Raw genomic sequence first — 2,841 nt, 5'->3', positions numbered from 1 at the left:
GCCATGTATCGCCTCCCTTGCGAACGCCGACTCTAGCCGCCGCCCCGTCTGGCGACAAGCTTGGCGCTCCCGGTCCACGCCCCCTTTGTGGATATCGAAGCCATCAAGAGACGCGTTTCGGCGACTGCAGCTCGCGCCCCATCCTGGCTGCCTGAAAGATCGTCATCAAAACCAGGACCGGCTCGCCATCGGTCGGATTGATCATCAGGGCGACGCGGCCAAGCTCGTCGCTCATGGCACAGTTCCAGTCCTTGACCGCGATCACCTTTTTCTCGGACAATTATTGCCCTCCCCTGGCGCCCTTTTGTGCCCTTCCACTGCGCACGAGCCGACTGTCGGAGAACTCCGGGATGTCTTTCAATCCGCATGATCCAGCAGTTTGGTGGTGATCGTGGCTTCGCGACGGTGTTCGGAATTGGCCCGATCGATGCCTTCCACGGTGATGGCGAACGTCCCGTTTTCGGTCCTCGCTATCCAGCCCTTTGCCTTCAGATACCAGAGATGAAAATCCAGATGCTCCCGCGGGCAGCCTGACAGGCGTTCGAGCTCGTCATCGCCAATGCCTGGATTGTTGACGTCCTGGCGGCGTCTTACATAGAGAAGTGCCAGGAGTTTCGCCTGGATCACGACATCCCGCTCAAGCCCCTTGGTATTGCTGGCTTCCTCGGTCAGCTCACGGCGCAGGCCCAAATTGTCTCTGTACTGGATGTCGTACTGCGCGCGCTTGACCGGATCCTTGAGCGTGTTGTGGGCTTCCACGATTTCGCTGAAGCGTGAATCATCGCCGGTGTCCCGATTGTCGGGATGATAGCGCATGGCAAAATAACGAAATATCCGCTCAATCGTTTCCGAGTTGGCGTTCGGGCTGATTTCAAGAAGTTCGTAGTAGTCAGTGAACATTGGTGGTGCTGCCTCGAATCTACACCACTCCCCCGCGGTCAGCTTCGCGCAACTGGTACCCACATGCAAGCTCGCTTCCCGCAAGGGACTGGCTGGCGACCAGCGCCAACTGGCGCACGGCTACCTCTGTCCCGGTTCGGGACCAAAAGCTGGCACCTGTCTTGCGTTGGAGAGATTGCCGGGACACCTCCACTGGTCCTGATCGTGGGGTCGGGTTGTCAATCTCGCCGGGCCATGGGTTGGGGTTTCATGCCCGGCGAGTCTTTCTTTCAACGGTCCAACAATGCTGAAGCTCCGCCGAAAGCCGCAACCCAACTATCCGAACAGCGATCGCTTCGGCGAGGACGGCCTGCGCCTCTATAGCGCCTACGAAGCGGCGAAGGTTCGACAGCGATTGCAACAAGGTGGGATGAAACGCATCCGGGCAGCCGCGATCGTCCTGGCCGCCATCGCCTTTGTGCTACTCGTGATCGCTTTCCAGCGGCCCGGCGGCTAAGGGCCAGGGCGCTCGCAGTTTGGGCTGGTGCCTCGATGCGCCGGTTGGCGAGCTTTTGATCTCAATGGCTATCCGGCCAAGCTCCCGGCGTCCCTGCCGGTGCTGACTCCTCGATTCAACGCTTGTAGCCGGTAGGTAGATCGGCCACTGCCAAGCGGTAGCTGCGCTCTACTGCCGAAGAATATCGGCCTTCGTTGGCCAGATTGTCCCATATGAAGAACACGGCCACGACGGCAAGGATCAATAGAACCGCTCGCATCGGAAAGCCTCCCTCATAGCGGCCCGGCACCCGCGGCGGGGTAGGCCAGTGAGGCCGGGCCTGACCGGTGGGCCTTGGTTGGGGGCGTCGCCGGCTGAGCTATTTTAGGCCATTTCATGCATCATTGCTAATTTAGTAAAATGCGGCATGTGTTGCCTGGCCATCAGTAAACCGGGGCCTGACCGTAGAGCGACTGAGCTTCCCGATCGACTCCCGGTGCGGCGAATTGGTTCGCAAGCGTCTGCTAATATGTGGATAGCCTGTCGTCGAGCCGCCGTGTTAAATTAGGCGGACATGGCGAAGCTCTTTTTAATCGCGCTCACCGTCGCTCACAGCTGGTACACCGGCTACCACGATCCGGTCACCGGTTATGAATGCTGCGACGCCAAAAAGGACTGTGGGGTCATCGCTCCGCGCTTTGTCGAGCCGTTGCCGGGTGGCGGTTTCAATGTCCGGACCGGATCCAAGTCCCGGTATTTCATCCCCAAGAACCGCGTTATAGAAAGCGAAGACAGCCAGTATCACATCTGCCTGTCCCCGCCGTTTTCTTATATTCGGTGCTTCTTTGCGCCCCGTACCGAAGCGAGCCGGGAGAGGTCGGCACTGGATCACTTCGAGTGAGTGTAATCAAGCTACAGCTAATATAGCTCGCTACGCAGCCTCACCGGGTGTAGGGTGCCTCGTCGTCCGACCTAAGGCCACGGACGACGGAGCATTCACGGAGCATAGCTATGCGTGGTTTGATCCTTGGCCTGGCTGCCCTCGTGGTCAACTCATCATTTGCGCAGGCAGCAGGCGACAGCATCGCCGGCCGGAAAGTCATGGTGCAATGCCAAATGTGCCACGGCACGGATGGCCTCGGCAAAATGTCTTACACGCCCAATATCGCCGGGCAGAAGTACGACTATCTGGTCCATGCGCTGATGGCTTACAAGGCCGGAGAGCGCAAGAGTTCAATGATGTCGCTGGTCGTCAAGAAGCTGAGCGACGAGGACATCGCCAATGCCGCGGCTTACTATGCCGCGATCAAGATTACCGTCGAAGTTCCGCCCTGATAGGGCACAGCTAGTCGCCCCTCTTGCGCAAGGCGCTTCGGTGCCTTGGAAAGCGCCGCCGAAGAAACGTCTTCGAGCTTCGCCGCGAAACTTGCTCCTTACGTGGCGGCCCAGCGGCCGGGGGTGTGGGT

General features: G+C 59.3%; 5 protein-coding genes. 3 read left to right on the top strand and 2 right to left on the bottom strand.

Features of this window, described 5'->3' with window-relative positions; all coding sequences use genetic code 11:
* Positions 1 to 103: 103 nt before the first annotated feature.
* Both EN780_RS31320 and EN780_RS31315 read right to left on the bottom strand, forming a co-directional pair.
* Positions 104 to 280, bottom strand: coding sequence for a hypothetical protein (locus EN780_RS31320; protein WP_128276211.1), 177 nt, complete (start codon positions 278 to 280; stop codon positions 104 to 106).
* A 77-nt stretch (positions 281 to 357) separates the two neighbouring features.
* Complete coding sequence (locus tag EN780_RS31315) at positions 358 to 900, bottom strand: J domain-containing protein (protein ID WP_128276210.1); 543 nt, start codon at positions 898 to 900, stop codon at positions 358 to 360.
* 283 nt (positions 901 to 1,183) lie between these two features.
* Between EN780_RS31315 and EN780_RS31310 the strand changes: the two genes are divergently transcribed.
* From EN780_RS31310 to EN780_RS31300, 3 genes are all read left to right on the top strand, one after another.
* On the top strand, positions 1,184 to 1,396 hold the full coding sequence (locus tag EN780_RS31310; protein ID WP_128276209.1) for a hypothetical protein: 213 nt from the start codon (positions 1,184 to 1,186) through the stop codon (positions 1,394 to 1,396).
* 553 nt (positions 1,397 to 1,949) lie between these two features.
* Entirely contained in the window at positions 1,950 to 2,276 is a 327-nt protein-coding gene (locus tag EN780_RS31305) for a hypothetical protein (RefSeq protein WP_128276208.1), read from the top strand.
* A gap of 110 nt (positions 2,277 to 2,386) precedes the next feature.
* Positions 2,387 to 2,710, top strand: coding sequence for a cytochrome c (locus EN780_RS31300; protein ID WP_127311513.1), 324 nt, complete (start codon positions 2,387 to 2,389; stop codon positions 2,708 to 2,710).
* The last annotated feature ends 131 nt before the right edge of the window (positions 2,711 to 2,841 follow it).

This window comes from Mesorhizobium sp. M4B.F.Ca.ET.089.01.1.1, assembly GCF_004022605.1.
Taxonomy (GTDB): Bacteria; Pseudomonadota; Alphaproteobacteria; order Rhizobiales; family Rhizobiaceae; genus Mesorhizobium; species Mesorhizobium abyssinicae.
The sequence above is the reverse complement of the archived record's forward strand: the minus strand, read 5'-3'. Positions and strand labels throughout refer to the sequence as shown.

What these genes read in the sequence shown, in the direction of transcription:
- EN780_RS31315 (WP_128276210.1), bottom strand. Translation starts at nt 900, where the DNA reads ATGTTCACTGACTACTACGAACTTCTTGAAATCAGCCCGAACGCCAAC.
- EN780_RS31310 (WP_128276209.1), top strand. Translation starts at nt 1,184, where the DNA reads ATGCTGAAGCTCCGCCGAAAGCCGCAACCCAACTATCCGAACAGCGAT.
- EN780_RS31305 (WP_128276208.1), top strand. Translation starts at nt 1,950, where the DNA reads ATGGCGAAGCTCTTTTTAATCGCGCTCACCGTCGCTCACAGCTGGTAC.
- EN780_RS31300 (WP_127311513.1), top strand. Translation starts at nt 2,387, where the DNA reads ATGCGTGGTTTGATCCTTGGCCTGGCTGCCCTCGTGGTCAACTCATCA.